13 protein-coding genes, 1 tRNA gene and 2 pseudogenes are annotated in these 16,684 nt (G+C 67.8%); 5 read left to right on the top strand and 11 right to left on the bottom strand.

Translation table 11 applies throughout. The features are described 5' to 3' along the window. Positions 1–96 precede the first annotated feature (96 nt). The 3 genes from EV374_RS27390 to EV374_RS27380 all read right to left on the bottom strand — a co-directional run bounded on the left by EV374_RS27390 (position 97) and on the right by EV374_RS27380 (position 5,123). Positions 97–3,600: a DEAD/DEAH box helicase gene (locus EV374_RS27390; protein WP_132240039.1), complete on the bottom strand. Its 3,504-nt coding sequence runs from the start codon at positions 3,598–3,600 to the stop codon at positions 97–99. After that, positions 3,590–4,354, bottom strand: a complete 765-nt coding sequence (locus tag EV374_RS27385) for a DUF1837 domain-containing protein (RefSeq protein WP_165947926.1) — start codon at positions 4,352–4,354, stop codon at positions 3,590–3,592. Before EV374_RS27385 ends, EV374_RS27390 begins: the two co-directional genes overlap by 11 nt. 217 nt (positions 4,355–4,571) lie before the next feature. Continuing rightward, on the bottom strand, positions 4,572–5,123 hold the full coding sequence (locus tag EV374_RS27380; protein WP_486485993.1) for an NUDIX hydrolase: 552 nt from the start codon (positions 5,121–5,123) through the stop codon (positions 4,572–4,574). A gap of 752 nt (positions 5,124–5,875) precedes the next feature. Between EV374_RS27380 and EV374_RS33640 the strand changes: the two are divergent. Further along, positions 5,876–6,350 (top strand): annotated as a pseudogene (locus EV374_RS33640) (transposase); the annotation flags it as partial. 58 nt (positions 6,351–6,408) lie between these two features. On the opposite strand, the gene EV374_RS27370 reads toward EV374_RS33640, so the two are convergent. The 6 genes and pseudogenes from EV374_RS27370 to EV374_RS27345 all read right to left on the bottom strand — a co-directional run bounded on the left by EV374_RS27370 (position 6,409) and on the right by EV374_RS27345 (position 12,170). Next, on the bottom strand, positions 6,409–7,128 hold the full coding sequence (locus EV374_RS27370) for a PaeR7I family type II restriction endonuclease (RefSeq protein WP_132240037.1): 720 nt from the start codon (positions 7,126–7,128) through the stop codon (positions 6,409–6,411). A gap of 3 nt (positions 7,129–7,131) precedes the next feature. Further along, positions 7,132–8,808, bottom strand: coding sequence for an Eco57I restriction-modification methylase domain-containing protein (locus tag EV374_RS27365; RefSeq protein WP_132240036.1), 1,677 nt, complete (start codon positions 8,806–8,808; stop codon positions 7,132–7,134). Positions 8,809–9,072: 264 nt separating this feature from the next. Beyond that, positions 9,073–9,198 (bottom strand): annotated as a pseudogene (locus tag EV374_RS27360) (site-specific DNA-methyltransferase); the annotation flags it as partial. 29 nt (positions 9,199–9,227) lie between these two features. After that, a complete protein-coding gene (locus EV374_RS27355) occupies positions 9,228–10,727 on the bottom strand; it encodes a hypothetical protein (protein ID WP_132240035.1) in 1,500 nt (499 codons plus the stop codon). 721 nt (positions 10,728–11,448) lie between these two features. Then, positions 11,449–11,520, bottom strand: a tRNA-Val gene (locus EV374_RS27350). Between the two features lie 104 nt (positions 11,521–11,624). After that, a complete protein-coding gene (locus tag EV374_RS27345; RefSeq protein WP_132240105.1) occupies positions 11,625–12,170 on the bottom strand; it encodes a TIGR02611 family protein in 546 nt (181 codons plus the stop codon). Positions 12,171–12,473: 303 nt separating this feature from the next. Here EV374_RS27345 and EV374_RS27340 point away from each other — a divergent pair, with 303 nt between their 5' ends. Then, positions 12,474–12,905, top strand: a complete 432-nt coding sequence (locus EV374_RS27340; RefSeq protein WP_053653619.1) for an SsgA family sporulation/cell division regulator — start codon at positions 12,474–12,476, stop codon at positions 12,903–12,905. A 103-nt stretch (positions 12,906–13,008) separates the two neighbouring features. On the opposite strand, the gene EV374_RS27335 is transcribed toward EV374_RS27340, so the two are convergent. After that, complete coding sequence (locus EV374_RS27335; RefSeq protein WP_132240034.1) at positions 13,009–13,785, bottom strand: glucose 1-dehydrogenase; 777 nt, start codon at positions 13,783–13,785, stop codon at positions 13,009–13,011. Between the two features lie 267 nt (positions 13,786–14,052). Here EV374_RS27335 and EV374_RS27330 point away from each other — a divergent pair, with 267 nt between their 5' ends. From EV374_RS27330 to EV374_RS27320, 3 genes are read left to right on the top strand one after another with little or no spacing between them, the layout of a single operon-like run. Next, entirely contained in the window at positions 14,053–14,955 is a 903-nt protein-coding gene (locus EV374_RS27330) for a helix-turn-helix domain-containing protein (RefSeq protein WP_132240033.1), read from the top strand. A gap of 7 nt (positions 14,956–14,962) precedes the next feature. After that, a complete protein-coding gene (locus tag EV374_RS27325) occupies positions 14,963–15,418 on the top strand; it encodes an RrF2 family transcriptional regulator (RefSeq protein WP_121398934.1) in 456 nt (151 codons plus the stop codon). Then, positions 15,418–15,930: a GNAT family N-acetyltransferase gene (locus EV374_RS27320; RefSeq protein WP_132240032.1), complete on the top strand. Its 513-nt coding sequence runs from the start codon at positions 15,418–15,420 to the stop codon at positions 15,928–15,930. Before EV374_RS27325 ends, EV374_RS27320 begins: the two co-directional genes overlap by 1 nt. An 87-nt stretch (positions 15,931–16,017) precedes the next feature. Here the strand turns inward: EV374_RS27320 and EV374_RS27315 are convergent, their stop codons facing one another. Continuing rightward, on the bottom strand, positions 16,018–16,587 hold the full coding sequence (locus EV374_RS27315; RefSeq protein WP_486485992.1) for a flavin reductase family protein: 570 nt from the start codon (positions 16,585–16,587) through the stop codon (positions 16,018–16,020). Positions 16,588–16,684: the final 97 nt, after the last annotated feature.

The following is a 16,684-nucleotide window of genomic DNA, read 5'->3' as shown; positions in this document are numbered from 1 at the left end:
GGCCGATGGTCAGGCGTACCGCCGAGCAGCGGACTTGTCATCGCCTCCGTCGACTGTGTGTTGCGCTCGACGGGAGCCCAGCTGTCACACGCCTGTTTATGCGCCAGTGCTCGGTGCCTTCGGCAGTAGATCTCCCGGGCCACGGTAGTGCAGGCGGATGCCGGTGTCAGTGGGGTGCCGGCGGGCGCGCAGGACGCCTTGCCGTTCATGATCGAGGAAGATGCTTGCCTCGCCGAGGAGGTCGAAGCCTGTAGACCAAATGTTGATCTTTCCTGGGGTGGCGTCGGTTATCCGCAGCCATGTGTCTGGCTCGGGGGCTGCCCCGTACCAGGTGACTTCCTGCACGTCCTTGCTCTGTTTGCTCCAGCGGCGGGCGCGGCGTGTTCGTGACGGATTGACGAAAGCTTCCCATGCTGACCGTGACTCGGGTGTTGGCCAATCCGGGTTGAGGGCGTGCTCTAAGGCGAGGTTATCGATCCACTGGCGCATGCCGTCCGTCGAATCGAACGTGGCTTCGGTGCTCGTGACCGCTGATATGGCTGCGAGACGGTGGTCGAAGCCCGTGCGGATGAGGATTGAGGCGGCCTGGTTGAAGGTTCCCGTTTCGATCGTGGCCACGGCCGAGCCCGACAAGGTGTCGGCGTCGGCGTTACTCTGAGCCGCTTCGTACACCTTGGCGGCTTCCATTCCCCAGACCAGCCGGTAGATGAGGTCGTCCTCGATGAACTGCGCCACCTCGACTCGGTCGCCGGGGACCTCGCTGAGGGCCGATCCGCGTACCCAGTGCCGTAGTACGTCGTCCCAGTTGGCGAGATTCGTTTTCGGCTCGAAGACCTCCATTGCGAATACGGTTTCGGCGATCAGCACGACCAGGTCAGCGGCTGTTGCATGATCCTCTTCGAGGATGGCGGCTTCGGCTTGGCCCGCGAGGGCGATGATGCGACCGGATACCTGGGAAAGTTCGGAACCACCCTCTGCCCCCAGTCCCGCCAAGAACCATCCGCGGCGCTGGGACGGTGTGGCTGTACGCCACAGGTGCCTGGTCCGGCTGTAGACGAGTTCACGGACGGCTGCCGTGTTAATGTCCTCGTCGCGACGGAGTTGCCGGTCCCACAACGAGTCGCGGAGGGCGTCGGCGACGATCTGAGTCGCGGCGTCGGCGATAACGTCCTGGTCGCCGTCCCCCACGATGCTGAGGATTCCAATGTCGAGAAGCTTCAGATTCTCTCGCCAGCTTACGGCTGCGGCTTCCTGCACATCAGCTGCCTCGTGTGTCACTACGGGCAGAGACCAGTCGGGGCCGCCGGTGAGGTATTCGAGTAGCGGCTCAACCGTGGTTAGCCCTTGCGAGCGGTACATCCTGCGCAGCAGGGCAACACCGATTTCGATCAGTCCCGACTGGAGGTCCTTTCCGCCGTCTCCTTGCGTCAGTTGGAACCACTCACGGCGGCGTCTTGGTGTTGGAGCGAAGATCGGGTAGAGCACGAGTCCTTCCGTATCGACGAACGCGCGGCCGGCGCGGCCGATCACGTTCGCGAACTCGGAGCTTTTGATCAGATCCTGGCCGCGGTGCAAGCCGTGAAAGAGCACCGCGGAGGCGGACAGGTTGAGTCCTTGGGCGAGAGTGGGCGAGGCGATGGTGACCTTCAGGATGCCGCGCTGCAAGAGACGTTCAATCTCGCGGCGGAAGGGGCCGGGCAACGCGCCGTGGTGGATGGCCACGCCGAGCTCAAGACACTTCAGGATGGGGTGGTCGTCGCCGAACCACTCGGCGCCCACCGCTAGCGCATCGCTCAGGTCGACGTCGGGCGGCAGCAAGGATCTCACGAGGCCTCGTGCGTGAAGATCGACGATCGCGCGGGCGTAGGGCTCGACGGATTTACGCAGGGGGCAGAAGACCAGGACGGTCTGGCCTTCCTCGACCAGCCGCCACCCGGTGGCGATGACGTGTTCACGCTGGTCTCTCGGGAACATCTTCTTGCGCCGTCCGCTTGGCTTCTTCTCCTCGAAGTAGTGTTCGATGAACGGCTGCTCCGTGCCGAGAGTGATGGACAGCCTCGCATGGTCTCTGCGCCACTCGACGAGGCCGAAGCGCTGCTGCGTTGGGCGCCACGGTTCTCGGTGCAGACCGTCCGCCTCGTCGTCGGTAATCCACGCGACGAAGTCGTCGAGCTCGGGCCCGGAAGGAAATACGGCCGATAGGCAGAGAATGCGACGTTCCGAGGCGTCCGGACGGCGCAGCAGCCGTTGGATCTGGGCTTCGTAGCGGATCTCACGCTCGGAGGCCCCAATCATGTGCCCCTCGTCTAGAACGACCAGGCCGACGTCGTCGAGCAAGGACGGGTCCGATCGAAGGGCGAAGTCTAGTTTCTCGGGGGTCGTCACGACGATCTCGCTGGAGCGCAGGGTGTCCTCGTCGACGTCGCTGGTTCCCATGCTTCCGTAGAGAGACGACACCCGGATGCCCAGCGGAGTAAACGTCCGGGCAAGGATGTGCTCGGTTTGCGCGGAGAGCGCTCGTAGCGGGGTGACGTAGACCGTACGCCGCTGTTGCGCGAGACATGCCAAGATCGACAGCTCCGCGATGCGGGTCTTGCCGGCGCTGGTCGGCAGCGCGACGACGAGATCCCGTACGTCCTGGAAGAGCCGGTCGACGACATGCAGTTGCGAGGGCCATAAGTCGATCTCGGCGCGCTCCCGTGCCAGCAACGACGCGACGAAGGTCCGCCGCAGGTAACGCCACCGCTTGACACGGTCGGCGGCCCCAGGCGGCGGATCGCTCGGAATGTTCGTCTCTAGGCTGGTATCGAACAGGCCACCCAACAGATGCCGAGTGAGCCGGTAAACCCACCACGGCCCAGGGGCGCTCACGTCCGAGGACGCCTGCTCGCCCTCTCGTAATTCGGCGAGAGCATTCTCAAGCAGGGTTCGGTTGCCGATCTCGATCGCGAAGAGCCCAGCCGCGACTGCTGACAGGTAGTTCTCGCTCAGTAGGAGGGCAACGGGGCCCATCTGCTCGGGTGGTGTCTCGTCATCCACCTCGCTATCCACCGGGTTGAAAGCTGCCAGCAACGCCCCGTCGGAAACTTGATCTGACAATCGGAGTGACAGGGTCCGACGCTCGATGGAGCCCAGGTTGCGCATGAGCAGGTCTGCCAGCGTCTCCTCTATCTGAGTCAGCCGCTCCGACTGCCGGCTGTTCTGAATCAGCGAGAATGCTCGTGCGGCGAAGCCACCAAGGTGACTGGCCGCGCCAGCAACAAGACGGTGAAACGCCAGATCTGCCCCGGAGGCCGCGTTCCGAGTGGCTGCTTCCAGGGCGTAGGAACTCTGGATGAATCCCTGCTGCGCGAGGGCGACCTGCTCGGGCGAGTCGTTCTGCGCAGTCTCCAGCAGCTCAAGGCTGGTCGATAGCAGCGCGTACCCGTAGTTGAGCAGGTCGGCGTCCAGGAAGGAACTGAAGTTCGGTGCGTCCGGGGGCAGGATGCCGTCGCGGCGAATCATCGATTGGGCCTGGCCTTGAGCCAGAAGCCGATTACGGAAGCCAGCATCGGTGGCCGAGGTCAGGATTCCTACCAGTTCCTGCGTCTCACGGACCACCGGCGGTCACCTTCTCATAGGCTTCCTGGATGAACTGCTGGTGGCCCTGGACCCGGAGCGTAATCGTCAGCTGCGACACGGATCCTCGGTAGGATTCGAGGTCCGCCGTCACGTATTTGCCCGGGTTGTTGCTCGTGAAGAGGAACATCAGATGATGGATGTCCTCGGGGCGGACGCCCTCGCCCAACTGCAACGCGAGCACAGCGTCCCCGACGTCACTGTCGGCCGTGGACAGAAGACGTTCGGCAAACTGGGCAAGAGACTGCGGTGATGGCAGCCCTCCGTTGCGCGACAAACCGTCGCGCGCCTCGGCGACGGTTTTTTGGTACAGCTTGGCGCGGCTCTTGGCCTCCGCCTTCATGATACGTACCTTGCCGTCAGAATCGAACTTGGCTCCGAGCGCGTCGTCGCCTCTCATGGCCCATTCCTGATGGTCGCGGTCGATGAGCCGGCTCGGCCCGACCACGCACCCTTGCTCCTCGTGAAGGTAGGCCGTCGCAAGGATCTCGCCCATGTCACCGGATCGGGCGCTGGCTGAGGTCGGAAGCTTGTTGCGGAGGAACTCTGCGACGGCGTTCTTACCCATGCGCTCGGCGATGCGCGCGAGCGAACCGGGCTTGGCGTATGTATTGGGTAGACCGGCTGCGATCGTGGTGACACCCGTGGCGTCGTCGTGTGACTCGATGACGCCGGCAAGGTGGCCGCCGGTTGGTACCGGTGTACCAACCGTGCACCATCGCCGAAAATCCGACATGTCGCGAGGTTCACGCATCCTGTCCGTGTCCAAGCTTCAGGAGACAGACTGTATCGAGCCGACGGGGGGCGCGGCGAGTCAGCCTGTCGACCTGCTCGACGAAGATCTTGCTCCGGCATACCGGGTTACCACAAAAGAACCGGCCGCGTCGATCGCCGCGTTTCGCGGACCGGCCGTCTGACGACTCGGCGTCTCCGCCGATCAGATACCGCATGCCTTAGGTTGTAATGACAGTAGCTCTGAGTGACAACGCGCGTGGGTGGCGGCGATGCTCCTGGATGCTCGGTGGGTGCTCGAACGTCGGGGAACTGACGCGGACGTGCAGGGACTCGGCGGAATTCCCTGCCTCGACAGACCCTTGGTCGCCCATCGATAGAACTCGTTTAGATCCCAGGCCTGCACAACCGGGTGGTTCCTGCTCACCGTCGTGGTCTTCCTGGCTCGCCCACCGCTCGGGCGTCGCCCCGTGCAACGTCAACTCGAAGACGTGCCGACGCGGGATCTCGAAGCAGAGCGGGCTGATGTCGTACTCGCTCTCCCCCAGCTTGCGCACGACGCTGAACCCCGTCAGTCCCGTCTCTTCGCGGGCCTCCCGTAGCGCCGCGTCCGCCGGGTAATCACCCGGGCGGACGCGGCCGCCCGGCACTTGGATGCCCACCTCCTCGTAGCTGAAGTCGGTGTGCCGGAAGACGAGCAAGTGCCATTCCCGCACGAGGTAGCAGAGAACCTGTTTGGTGATCACCTTCTCGGACGTGGCGCCTTCCTCCACTCATTCCTGGTGCGTCTACCCGGGGTCTGGCAGGTGCGGATCGGGCAGGCCCAAAATGGCTTCCTGGGCCGCTCAGGCGAGGGTGGCCTGGGTGGTGGCGGTAGGCCGAGCCTGCTCCAGTGAGAGATCACGTGCAAGGCGATTACTGCCCGCAGGCCGCGGGGTGAGGCCGCCCCTCTCCCGATTACGAAGCAGCGCCCCGCCAGCGTTCTTGAATGCGGCGGGCCAGTCGCCGGTGGCGCGAGGCACGCCGAGCAGCAAGCTCCGAACGTCTCCCGTGAACCTCTCTCAACTGCCGGCATCGGTTGGGGATGCCGAGTTGAGGTGTGCCGCGCGATGCTCGACGACTTGTGCCCATACGTCGCCTTGCTCGTTGAGATCGAGCCCTGCTGGGGACTGTCCGAGTAAGGGCTCTGTCTCACATTCGGCTCTGGCTCACTTTCGGTGGTGACAGAAAGTAGCGGCTTAGCCGCTCGTGCGGCAGTGGGTCCAAATTAGTGCAGTCGGGGCAAAAGCATCAGGGGATCCTCGTTACGGTTTCCCTGCGGAGACCAGCCAGCCCTGAAGTGCTGGCGTCAGAGCACGCCTGCGATGTCGCTACGGACTGTCACCACCGAAAGTGAGCCAGAGCCGAATGTGTGTGAGACAGAGCCCGAGTAAGGGTGTAACCGGTCTGACCTGACACGCCGAGCCTGACGGCTTGGCGGGAAGGACAGGCAATGACCGAGACCATCGAGTCTGTGCCGAAATCGATGGATACCCAGCAACTCGCGCTGCGGCTGGTGGAGCAGGCCCGCGCCGAGGGCGTGGACCTGGTGGGCCCGGAGGGGTTGCTGTCCGGGCTGACCTAGACGGTGCTGGAAACCGCCCTGGAGGCGGAGATGACGGAGCGCCTGGGCTATGACAAGCACGATCCGGTGGGCCGCAACGGCGCCAACTCCCGCAACGGCAGCCGGACGAAGACGGTGTTGACCGAGATCGGGCCGGTGCAGATCGACGTGCCCCGGGACCGGGATGGCAGCTTGACCCGGTCATCGTGCGCAAGCGGCAGCGCCGGCTGACCGGCGTGGACCATCTGGTGTTGTCGTTGACCGCACGAGGGTTGACGACCGGGAGATCGCCGCGCACTTCGACCAGGCCTATGGGGCGAAGGTCAGCAGAGACACCATCTCTCGGATCACCGACAAGGTTGTCGAGGAGATGACCGAGTGGTGCCACCGCCCGCTGTGGCGGTCAACGGCCACGGCAACCAGCGTGCGAAGCGCTGGGCGCCAGCACGCCGGCGTTACGCGTTACGCAGAGCCTGCTTGGCGAACCTCACGCGAGCCTCGATCTGCGTCCACAAGGTCTCCACGGTGGCCGTCGGGATCGGCTCGTCGTACCCGACGGTCTGGTCGGCATTGACCCAAGTGACGATCATCCAGCCGGCGTCATAGACCTTCTGCGAGATGAATCGCTCGATGGCGGTCGCGTACTGGGTCGCATAGGTCATGTTTTGGAACGCGGGGTCGATCGCCGGCACGCGCAACTGCCTCGGTGGAACTGGCTTGATCGGTACGCCGCTCTCGCAGTCGCGGTTGAACGTGATGCACCAGGCGGACCAGACCCCGAGCGTGCCGAAGGCCTTGGTCATCTCCTGGACGGTCTTGGCGTCGACGGAGCTGCCGATGGCCTCCTCGATGCGGTTGTTCGCGTTGTTGCCAGGGCTCGACGCCTGCGACTTCAGCTCGACGACGCCTACCAGGTGGCCCTTGTGCATCGCCACGACGTCCCAGTTCTTCGATCGGCGGAAGTAGCCGGGGACGACGCTGTCGATGGTCACCTCGTTCTCGGGGAGCCCTGCGTCGATGAACATCTGGCGGACGAACGCCGCAATGCTCTGCATGTGCCTGGCGTCGCGGGCTTGGGCCCCGGTGTTCGACTTTCCGTCGGCGGCCAGCTTGGCGACGGCGGCGTTTTTCGCCTTCCACCAGTTCTCCAGCAGCGGCTGCACATCACGGGCCATGAGTCAGAGTCCTTCGGTGAGCTCGAAGCTGGAGAGGTCGATGTCGTAGGCCCTGGCTGCGGACTCCGTGGCCGCAAGGACGTCCCGCCTGCGGAACGCGTCACGGAGCGCGTCGGCGATGTCACCAGGGATCGCGTCGGGTGCCGGCACGCGGATCTGCTTGAGGTACTGCGCCTGGAACCGGAGGGTTCCCCCGCGCATCCGCACGCAGTAGGCCTCGATGAACGCCTGCGCGACCCTGGAGAGTAGCAACCCTCCGAGTACCTCCATGTCCCAAGTGTCGGAGACGACATAGTAGAGGTTGTGGTGCGGGTAGTAGCCGCCGGTCTCCAGGACGGGATGGATATTGGTCTTCATGTCCTGGATCAGTAGCTTCGGCCTGTCCGTTACCGTGGCGTTCACCTTGTCGATGGTCCGGTACCAGGAGCCCGGTGCCTTCTTGGCCACGAAGCGGTCCTTCAGGCCCGGGTGCTTCCCGAGGTACGCCGCCATCCGGGGGTAGTCGGCGAGGTCGACCAGGCGGCCGTCGGCGTCCCACGGGTTCACCAGGTAGTTGCCCTGCCACACGAACGAGCCGGTTTTCAGGTCCTGTCGCATCGAGAGCGGGAGCATCCGATCCGGCTCGACGGCGTCGTGATCCTTGGTGACGTACGCCTTGTCCGCGCCGGTCGCGATCCCGATAGCCACCCTGGTGCCGGTGGCCGGGTCATGGAGCGGGCCGAACTGGTCGTTGAGCAGCTCGATCAGGGCGAGTCTGGCTGGGGATCCGGTCGGCCAGAGCGATCCGCTGTTGAACCAGTGCGGCAGTCGGTGCGCCTTGACACCGACGTCGAGAAAGTCGTGGAACGAACTGTCCGAGGCGGCCTTCGCGAGTGCGAACGCCTGCGCCGCTCCGAAATCCGCGGTCGTGTCCGCGACGACCGCAGGGCCCTGCGGCCTGTTCGCGAGGACGGTGATCGCCGGGTAGGCGGATACCTGGGCCTCAAACGCATCGACGTCGTGCATTGTCCAGATGTGCTCGACCGAGTAGCGCGCCGCGACAAGCTCACGCAGCGCAGCACCGTACTGGTTGCGCATCCACCTGTCGGCGCAGATGAAGCCGAGTCGGCCCTCCGGCTTGAGCATGGCGAGACAGCGTTCGATGAACCCGATGTAGATGTCCCCACGGCCGCGCATCGTGGACCAGGTCCGGCGGTACGCGGCGGCGGTCACGTCGTCGAGGTCGTCGTAGCGGATGTAGGGCGGGTTGCCGATTGCGACATCCACCTCGCGGTCGCCCACATCGTCGAGCAGGAAGTCAGTGTTCCGGACCCACGTCGCGGCCAGCGACGTCGCGGTCGGCTGTGCTGCGCCCGCGGCAACGAGGAGATCCCGGCACAGAGCCCGCGACGTACGAACGTGCTCGGGCTGCAGGTCGTAGGCACGGATCGCATCAGCCAGGGTTGCGAGGTCTCGCCCGCGGGAGCTCGCGGAGGCGATCAGACGCTCGACGGCGGGCCCGAGAAATGCCCCTGAGCCACAGGACGGTTCAATGAGGTATAGGCCGCCGAGGTCGCGATCAGCCGTGTAGCCCGCAAGGTCGAGCAGCACGTCGACGACCCATCGCCTGGTGAACACCTCGCCGTAACTCACTGGGGAGACCGCGTCGCGCTCCAGAGACACCTGCTCGACTGCGCTCACTGTCTTCCCCTGCTCGCCCGATTCGTCACTTCAGCTCTTATACGAGCGATGATCTCAGGTTACCCAGAGGGGTTGACATCGATGGGGAGGCCATCCGTGTCGGAGTTCGTCGTGTCCCGCAGGGTGATCCGCAACGGCTGTGGATCATACCCGGATGCGGTGCGGAAGCCGGACGGCTCGCTGTCACGCATCCGCCTCGAGCGACGCGGCCTCCTCGTCAAGGCGGTACAGCAGGCTGCAGGCGAACATGAGTCCCTGGACCGCATGGTGGCGGTAGGGCCCGGCGGTGACGACGACATGCCCGCCGGGCCGCAGCAGAGCCTGGCAGCCGGCAAGGATTGCGGTGAACCCATCGGCGAGTTGGCCTTGGCTGCGGTAGGCGAGGTTGTCCACGCCGGGCCGCGGCGTGCTCCGAGTGCTCATGGCGTCTCACCGGGCGATGCTGCCGATCCCACTTCCAGCATCTTCGCCCAGCCGCGCGCGGCGGCGTTCTGAAGGAGTGGATTGCGAGGCTTCGGCTCGCCGAGATGGGCGGCGTGCGCGGAAGCGACCGCGTTTGCGTCGATGCCGTTAGGACCCCAGTCGGTCAGGGCGCGGAGCAGACCCGCCGGGTCACCTACCAGGGCGGCTGATACTGCGAATTCCAGTTCGCTCAAGGACAGGATGACGGTTGGGTAGCCGGAGTCCGGCATCAAGGAACGGAACATCGGGCTGTTGAGCATGTAGTGGGGCTCCGCTGTGACGACCATGCCGCGGATCTCGGCGCCCGGGTCGATCCCTCGGAAGGCCGGATGGCCGGCCTTGATGAGGTCCGCCGTGGCTTTGATCTGTCGCTTCATCGCGTCTCCGACGTCTTTCTCGGCGTCGGCGAGGTACCCATCCATGTCGAGCCTGCCGGGGTGGGCCACGCGGGCCGACTTGACCTCCACGATGATCGTGAGGCCGGGGTATCCGATCACGTAGTCGGAGGCGTGCTGGCCCTTCTTGTACTCGACGTCGTGCAGGAGGACGGGCGGGTTGACAAGGTCGAGCTGCTCGCCGACGTAGGTCTCCGTGACCTTTCCTAAGTCCCGGGTGAACTTGTTCTTCCACTTGTCCCAGCCCACGTAGTACAGCGAGCCCGGGCTGACCCGCTGCGCGACCAGGTGCACGCACGGGGCCAAGTTGGTGCCGTCGGGCATGCGGACGAACGGCGTCCCCAGCAGAGGGTTCGGGTCGAATCGCCGCAGATGCGGATCAGGGTGGCGTTTCGCTGCCGCCTGGGCACGCACATCGGCGAAGTCGGCCACGAACACCCGGTCAAATACCTCTACCACCTCGGCGGGGACCATGTCGTACGCGTCAAACACCGGTGCGAAGTGCGGCATCGACAGCCAGTCCGGCTCGAATCGTCCACCATTACACAGAGCGCCGACCAGGATGAAGAACGCCGACCGCATGAACCTCTCCAGCGGAGCGCCCAGGACCTCCTGCCACGCGGCGACGGAGAGTACCTCGCAGTTCAGCGAGGAGTAGTCCCGGTCGAACAGGAGTAGGATGCGCGACAGGTCCTCGAAGCGGGAATGAGCGAACGGGAACTGCTCGAACACCGTGCGGACCATCAACGACTCCACGGCATCAGGCTGGCCAGCCGTGTTGAGGAAGGGGTCGTGCATCTCGTGGTACGTGTTTCGGAGTCGGAGAAGATCCTTGCGGGTCACCGTCTGCTGCCGGAACTCGTTGCCATAAGCGATGTTCTCCCGAGCTGCCGCCGCGATGATCCACGCCTGGATCACCTCGTCCGTACGCGGACGGTAGACGCTGCTGCCGCGGAGTTGCTGGATCGATGCGTCCGCCAGCACGGGCAGCATGACCGACGGCGCGACGCGCCGGGCGGCGGCGACGAAGTCCGCGTAGCGCGTGCTCGGAACGGAAGGCATGGCGTCCATGATGCGGAAAGCGGCGAGACATCTCAAACAGTGCGGGCGGCCTGGTAGTGGCCCCCACGGGCGTCCAGCCGTTGAGTTTGGCGAGGCGACGCAGAGCCCGCCCGACGAGCAGCGGGCCACCGACGAGGCCGGCGCGGCCGAGGTGCGTGACGAGGTCACAGCCTCGGCAGTGGATCTCGACGCCGATGAGAGTCTGGGTGCGGGTGGCGTTGTCGTAGGTCCACTGCTCGTGGCAGATCAGGTTCCGACCGCCGGGCACATGCAGCCCGCAGGGCTCGCCGACTTGGTCAAGCGCCCGGCGTTGCAGTCGCTGCCACTCCAACCGTGGCAGCACGTCTCGCAGGTTGCGGCCCCACAGCGGCCATGGAACAAGCTCCACCCGCAGCCGGGGGCCGGCTCACCGTCGCGGTGTGACTCACCCGCCCACGATGCCTGATCATCGCCCAACCCGACCAGGGCCAGCCGTCGGAGGAGACGGTGGGCGACCGGTTGGACAACGACAACCGTGGTCGACCGGGTACGCCGCCGCGACGCCGTTGGCGGGGATCGACGAGCATGTTACTGGGCCGTGGAGGAGTGCCGCGTTTCCCGAGGTTAGGGTCGCGAGCCGGTTGGTGCTGCTCCCAATCTGCTCCCAATTTAAGGAACAACAACGCGAAAGCCCGTTACCGGTGGTTCCGGCGACGGGCTCGCTACCTGCAAATATTTACGGTGGGCGATACTGGGATCGAACCAGTGACCTCTTCGGTGTGAACGAAGCGCTCTCCCGCTGAGCTAATCGCCCTCAGCGCCGCTAACTCTACCTGATCGAGGGACCGGACCGGAAATCCGGGGTCCGCGCGCCGCGCCGCGGTCGGTCGACCCGGCGGAGCGCCGGGTCGGTCCGGGTCAGTGCGTCGCCAGGTAGTGCAGCGCCTCGGCGACCACGTCGATGCCGAAGCTGTACTTCAGCGAGAGCCAGACCACCGAGCCGACGAAGATCAGGCCGACGGAGCCGAGCACGAAGCGTACGGCCAGTGAGCGGTCCTTCACCCACTGGGTCCAGTTGTGCACGTGGCGACGGGTGAAGCCGAGCAGCCGGCGGGCCCAGTGGAACTCGACGGCCCAGACGCCGAGGCCGGCGATGACCAGCAGCCAGCCCGGCCCGGGCAGCGGGATGAGGGCGATGCCGATCGTGACGACGAGGGCGCCGGCGATGGCAATGAAGATCTTGAGGGCGACCCGTCCGGTCGGGTTGGCCCGGATCAGGTCGAGGGTGGTGCTCAGCCGCTGCCGCCAGCGGGGTCGCTGCCGCCGCTCGGTCAGCGTCGTGCCGCCTGCGCCATCCCGCTCGGTCGTCGGCCGACCGGGTCGGTCGTGCTGCTCCGTCGGCACCCCGTACCCCCGCCTTTCGGCTGCTCGGGCCGCGACGTTCGGCGGGCCCGGCACTGCCATCGGATCCACTGAGGATCGTTTCGTAACCATTTCCTCCCCCAGTGTGGCTCGCGCCCGTCACTGCAACGGCCGACTGGACGTTACCGGAGTAAGTCGACGACTGAACCACCCGATGCCGGGCGGGATCACGCACTGGGCAGAACCGGAAATCCTACATGAATATTCACATTCACGCGGCCTTTCCGACCCCCTTCCCACCACTGGGTGAAGTCAGCGTATGGCGGAGCGTAGCCAGGAGTAGCACCTGAGTATGGGAAAAGCGGGACACGCGCGTTCCGCAGCGGTGCCGGGGGGAGATCGTCCATGAGTGTCATCCGACCGACGACCGTAGAGGTCGAGACGTCGCTAAGGCTCGTCGCACCTGACGCCACCGCCTTGCCGGTGCGTGCCAGTCTGCGTTACGACCCTGCTGATCCGTATGCGGTCCATGTCCTGTTCCACGCGGAATCCGCCGGCGGCGAGGCGGTCAGCTGGTCGTTCGCCCGGGAGCTGCTGGTCACGGGCCTCGACGAGCCGGCCGGCATCGGCGACGTGCGGGTCTGGCCCTGGGCCACCCCGCGTGGGGACTTCGTCGCGCTGGCGCTGTCGTCGCCCGACGGCAACGCCCTGTTCGAGGTGCCGCGCAGCGTCCTGGTGCGCTTCCTGCGGCGGACCTACGTCGTCGTCCCGCGCGGCCGCGAGGCCGAGCACCTGGACGTCGACACCGCGGTGACCCGGCTGCTCGCCGGCCGCTGAACCACCGGCCACACCGGCCGTCCGGGGCCGCGCGGATCTGCCGAGTCCGCGCGGCTCCGGCCCACCAGGGGGTACGCGCACCGTCTCCCGCCCTTCGCCGAGCTCAGCCGTGGGTGGTGATGCCGCCGTCGACCGGGATCACCGCACCCGTGAGGTACGCGCCGGCGCGGGACGACAGGTAGATCGCGGTGCCGGCCATGTCCTCCGGCCGACCGATCCGACCCAGCGGCACCTGCCCCTCGATGGCGGCCCGGGACGCGGGATCGTCCAGCGCGAACGCCATCATCTTGCTCTCGAACGGCCCCGGCGCGATTGCGTTGACGGTGATCTGCTCGCCGGCGAGCTGGTGGGCCAGGCTGCGGGTGAGCATGTGCACGGCGGCCTTGGTCGCCGAGTACGCGTACACCTCCATCATCGGCACCCGGATGCCGTCGATGGAGCCGATGTTGATCACGCGGGCCGGGTCGTCGGCGCTGGCCGACGCGCGCAGCGCGGGCAGCAGCGCGGTGGTGAGCCGGAAGACGGCCTTGACGTTGACGGCCCAGAGCTTGTCGAACGCGCTCTCCGGGTACGACTCCAGTGGCGCGCCCCACGTCGCGCCCGCGTTGTTGACCAGCACGTCGAGCCGGTCGAACCGCTCCCGGACGGCGGCGGCCAGGCCCTCGGCGCCGGCGTCGTCACCGAGGTCGGCGGGGATGGCCTCGCAGCGCCCCTCGGCGGAGAGTTCCTTGGCCACGGCCTCGCAGACGTCCGCCTTGCGGGACGAGATGACCACGTGTGCGCCGGCCCGGACGAAGCCCTGGGCGATCATCAGGCCGATCCCCCGCGAGCCGCCGGTGACCAGGACCGTCTTGCCTTCGACCGAGAACAGATCCGTCATGCCCATCCCATCGCGAGTCGGCCGGGGCCGCCGGGGCGGGGCGGCCCGGCCGGCGCGGACCGGCTCCGGCCGTGCCTCCACCGGACGGCGCTACCGTTCGGTAACGTAGCCCGCCCCCGACGACCTCGACAACCCCCGCCGGGCGTCCGCGCGGCCCGGCGGACCGCCCGGCCGGCGGACCGGAGCCACGGTGCGACCGGCCGGCCGCTGGCCTGGGCGGCCTTCCCGGGATGCGTCGACCGTCGCCCCGGGCTACCGTCGCAGGCGATGGTCTCTTCCGGTCAGCTCTCCCCCGCTCCGCCCGGCAACCCGGCGACCGCCCCCGCCGAGATCGACACGGTCGGCCTCGGTGACCTCGCCCCCGAGCCGCGCTGGCGTCGTCCGGTGCTGCTGGAGAAGCACCTGCTCGTGCTGACCACGGGCGGACACGGCACGGCCGAACTGGACTTCCGCGCCCTGCCCTGCCGCCCCGGCACGCTGCTGCGGGTGCGCGCCGGCCAGGTGCTGCGCTGTGCCGGCCCCCAGCTCGACGCGACGGTGGTGCGCTGGGATCCGGCGGCGCTGCGCGGGCTCGACGTCGACCCGGACGCCGTCCCGGCCTGGCTCCAGCTCGCCGGCGAGGACGAGGACGCGGTGATCAACGAGGTGAGCCAGTTGGCGGTGGACTGCCAGCGGCACCGGGGGTTGGCCGTCGCGCGCGGACTGCTCCGCCACCAGCTCGCCGTGCTGCTGCTGCGGCTGTCGATGCTGCCCGAACGCGCCCACCCGGCGACCCGGGCGGAGGCCGTCACCTTCCATCGGCTGTGCCGCGAGGTCGAACGCGGCTACCAGCACACCCGCCGGGTCGAGGACTACGCCGCCCGGCTGGGCTGCTCGGTGCGTACGCTCACCCGGGCCTGCCTGGCGGTGACCGGCCGCAGCGCCAAGCAGGTGGTCGACGAGCGGGTGGCCCTCCAGGCGAGCCGGCTGCTGGCCGCCACGGACGAGCCGATCGCCCGCATCGGCCGACGGCTGGGCTTCTCCGAGCCGACGAACTTCGGCCGGTTCTTCACCCGGGAGGTCGGGGTGAGCCCGGGCGCGTTCCGCGCGGCCCGCGAGCAGCCGGTACCCGGGCCGGTGGTCCGTCCCCGCCCGCCCGCCGACGCGACCGGCCGGCCGCGCGGGGCATGATGTCGGGGTGCAGATCTCCGCGCGCGGCGACTACGCGGTACGGGCGGCACTGAGCCTCGCCACCGCGTACCCTCGGCTGCTGTCCACCCAGGCCATCGCCACGGAGCAGGACATGCCGCGCAAGTTCCTGGAGGCCGTCCTGGCCGACCTGCGGCGGGCCGGCATCGTCCGGGCGCAGCGCGGCGCCGAGGGCGGCTACACGTTGGCCCGGCCGCCGCGCGAGGTGACCGTCGGCGCGGTGCTGCGCGCCGTGGAGGGGCCGCTGGCCGGGGTGCGCGGGCTGCGCCCGGAGGAGACAAGCTACGAGGGCGCGGCGGAGAACCTGCCCGGGCTCTGGGTCGCGGTACGGGCCGCCGTGCGACGGGTGGTCGACGAGGTGAGCCTCGCGGAGATAATCAGTGGCCGGCTGCCCGCCCACGTCCGTAGGTTGACGGCTTTGCCCGACGCCTGGGAGCCGCGCTGATGCCCACCCCCGTCCTGCACACCGACCGCCTGCTGCTGGAGCCCTACCGGCCGGACGACGCCGAGGACGCCGTGTCCCTGCTCGCCGACCCGGAGGTGGGCCGGTTCATGGGCGACGGCCCGCTGAGCGCCGAGGCGGCCGGCGCCCTCTTCGGGCGGATCTTCACGAAGGTCTACGCGGAGGACCTCTTCGACGTCTGGGCGGTGCGCCGGGACGGTCGCTACGTCGGGCACGCCGAGATCAAGCGGACGGACCAGGTCGACGGTCACGAGATCATCTACGCGCTGGCGAAGCCGGCCTGGGGCGCCGGCCTCGGCACGGAGCTGGCCCGGGCCCTGGCCCGCTACGGCTTCGACACCCTCGGCCTGCCCCGCGTGTACGCGACGGTCGCCGACGCCAACCACGCCTCGCTGTCGCTGCTGGCCCGGATCGGCTTCGTCCACGAACGCGACATCGCCGAGGACGACGGCAGCGTGACCCGCGTGCTCGTCATCGACCGCGCCCCCGCCTGAACGCCGCCCCCGGCCACCGGCGACGTGGCCGGGCACCGGCGGAGTGGTGCGTCGCCGGCGGAGGCGCCGTGGGGTGGGCCCGGCCCGTCAGGGCCCCGGCGGCGGGCCCGTCGTGGTGTAGCCGCCCCGGTGGTGGACCAGCGGATCCCCGTCCTCGCCGCCGCCGAGCGCGAGCGGCTCGACCACGAAGAGGGTGTGGTCGCCGACCGGCACCCGGTGCACGACCCGGCACAGCAGCCGGGCCAGCGCTCCGGTCAGCAGCGGCACGTCGAACGGTCCCGGCGTCCAGTGCGGATAGGTGGCGAACCGGTCGATCCCGCCGGTGGCGAAGACCCGGGCGGCCTCCCGCTGGTGGGCGCCGAGCAGGTGCACGGCGACGTGCTCGGCCCGGGCGAAGACCGGCCAGGTCGACGAGGCGGTCCCGAGGCAGAACGAGACCAGCGGCGGGTCCAGCGAGACCGACGTGAACGACGTGGCGGTGAAGCCGGCCCGCACGGGCCCGCCGGAGGCGTCCGGGTGGGCCGGCGCGGCGCCCGGGGCGACGGCGGTGACGACGGTGACGGTGGCGGCCTGCCGGCGCAGCAGCGTCCGGAACAGGTCGCGGTCCACCGGCAGCAGGTCGGCATCGCCCTGCCGGGACCACTCCACGGTGGTCACGCCGGCTGCGGGGTCGGGTGGGCGCCGGAGGTGCGGGGCAGCCCTGCGTCGACGGGCAGGCGAGCCGCGTGGAGAAGATCGTCCCGCTGCGTCATCG

This window comes from Micromonospora sp. CNZ303, assembly GCF_004345505.1.
Note: the sequence above shows the minus strand (reverse complement) of the source record. Positions and strands in the feature narration are given on the sequence as shown.

Coding starts and splice junctions, on each gene's coding strand:
- EV374_RS27385 (WP_165947926.1), bottom strand. CDS start 4,354: ATGTCGGATTTTCGGCGATGGTGCACGGTTGGTACACCGGTACCAACC.
- EV374_RS27335 (WP_132240034.1), bottom strand. CDS start 13,785: ATGACGGATCTGTTCTCGGTCGAAGGCAAGACGGTCCTGGTCACCGGC.
- EV374_RS27320 (WP_132240032.1), top strand. CDS start 15,418: ATGCCCACCCCCGTCCTGCACACCGACCGCCTGCTGCTGGAGCCCTAC.
- EV374_RS27355 (WP_132240035.1), bottom strand. CDS start 10,727: ATGCCTTCCGTTCCGAGCACGCGCTACGCGGACTTCGTCGCCGCCGCC.
- EV374_RS27345 (WP_132240105.1), bottom strand. CDS start 12,170: ATGGCAGTGCCGGGCCCGCCGAACGTCGCGGCCCGAGCAGCCGAAAGG.
- EV374_RS27370 (WP_132240037.1), bottom strand. CDS start 7,128: ATGGCCCGTGATGTGCAGCCGCTGCTGGAGAACTGGTGGAAGGCGAAA.
- EV374_RS27340 (WP_053653619.1), top strand. CDS start 12,474: ATGAGTGTCATCCGACCGACGACCGTAGAGGTCGAGACGTCGCTAAGG.
- EV374_RS27330 (WP_132240033.1), top strand. CDS start 14,053: ATGGTCTCTTCCGGTCAGCTCTCCCCCGCTCCGCCCGGCAACCCGGCG.